This is a genomic window from Kitasatospora sp. NPDC059577, assembly GCF_042735475.1.
Classification (GTDB): domain Bacteria; phylum Actinomycetota; class Actinomycetes; order Streptomycetales; family Streptomycetaceae; genus Kitasatospora.
Genome location: NZ_JBHWBZ010000074.1, coordinates 39,680 through 41,228, shown reverse-complemented (window position 1 = coordinate 41,228; position 1,549 = coordinate 39,680). Strand labels below are relative to the sequence as shown.

1 protein-coding gene and 1 pseudogene are annotated in these 1,549 nt (G+C 74.3%); both read left to right on the top strand.

The genetic code is table 11. The features are described from left to right. A pseudogene (locus ACFV0O_RS36660) lies at positions 1-249 on the top strand (glyoxalase); the annotation flags it as partial. A 372-nt stretch (positions 250-621) separates the two neighbouring features. Next, entirely contained in the window at positions 622-999 is a 378-nt protein-coding gene (locus ACFV0O_RS36655) for a hypothetical protein (protein ID WP_380348455.1), read from the top strand. Positions 1,000-1,549 lie beyond the last annotated feature (550 nt).

Genomic DNA, 1,549 nt, shown 5'->3' with positions numbered 1-1,549 from the left:
CGGGGCCTGACCGTGGCCCGGAGTTTCGGCGGCAAGTACACCGAGTTCGCCTCCGGCGGGCCCGGCGCCGTGAAGCTGGCGCTGTACAAGCGCCGCGCGCTGGCCAAGGAGGTGGGCGTGGCCGTCGACGGCAGCGGCTCGCACCGGATCGTCCTCGGCGGCACCGCGGGTTCGTTCGCGGACCCGGACGGGTTCGCCTGGGAGGCCGCGCTGCCGGCCACCGCTGCCGGCTCGTCCGCCCGCTCCTGACCCGCCACCGACGGGGCGAGTGCGAGGGGGCGCGGCCGAGGGGGAGGAGCGTCCGCAGTCCGACGTCGAAGCGGCGCCGGTCCTGGCCGCTGCGGAGCTGCCGCGCAGTGAGGTCACGGGCGGAGGTGGCGCTCAGCAGGGGCAGGTCCGCTCCGTACATCCGCCCCAGGCCACGCAGCCGTACTCCTCCCGGCAGCGGTCGGCGTTTCCCGGCGAGGCCGGACGGCCCGATCGGACAGGACGGCAGCTCTTGTTCACCGGGGCATCTGTCCGCGAGCTGCCGCCCCCTGTCGACCGGATGCGTCGCCGCCGGACCCGACCGGTCGCCGTCCCCGGACCACAACCCGGGACCGGCCGGGCGAGAATGCGCGTATGAGAGTCAGGTGCCTGCAGATCGTCCACCCCGCGGCCGACATCCCGGTCGCGCAGTTCGCGGGGATCCGGGTGGGCGGTGTCTACCCGGTTCTGGAGCTGGTCGCCCACGACATCGACTGCCAGATCCGCCTGCTCGGCCCCGACACACCCGACCCGGGACTTCTCTGGGACGCGGCCGACTTCGAGACGGTCGACACCCGGATACCACCCGGCTGGACCCTGGTCATCGCCGACGGCCGCACCCGCCTCTGCGACGCCCGCTGGCAGCGCCCCGGCTTCTGGACCGACTACGCCCGCGGCACCCCGCAGGCCCTGGCCGACTTCGAGCACGTGAAGCGCGAACTCCTCGCCGCCGCCCCGCCGGCCGAGAACTGAACCCCGGCCCCCCGGGTGCCCCGGCCCGGCCGCCTGGCACACCGGATCACGGGATGCCGAGCCGCGCCCACCAGGTCGTCCCGTCCGGGCTTCCGTGGTGGCGGAACAGGGTGTCGGCGTGTCCTCCGAACGCGCTTTCGTCGAAACGCAGTTGTGGGTAGAGTCGGACCGGATTCCTGGATGTCGGCTTTGGCCGGAGACTGCATGCGCCTGAGCGCGTGGGGTGCCCAGTTCGCGTCGCCGTCCAGCACGTTTCCCCTCGTGGGACTGATCTGGAGGTCGACGCATGCCTGCGTGGCTGTCACGCCCTTTGCTCTCCGCGTTGTTCGCGCTGCCGCTGCTGGCAGTCGTGTTGCTGTCCGCACCTGCCTGGCTGACGTGGCCCTTCCTGCCCCCGGGGCGCCAGGAGGTCGTGCTGGCGGTCCTTGACCGTCTGGTCACCTGGGCCCGGGGGGGGGGGGGGGCGGGGGGGGGGGGGGCGCGCCCCGCGGGCGCCCGCTGGGCGTGGGGGGGTGGGCGTGGGGTTGTGGTGGGGGGGGGGCGGGAGGAC

What these genes read in the sequence shown, in the direction of transcription:
- ACFV0O_RS36655 (WP_380348455.1), top strand. Translation starts at nt 622, where the DNA reads ATGAGAGTCAGGTGCCTGCAGATCGTCCACCCCGCGGCCGACATCCCG.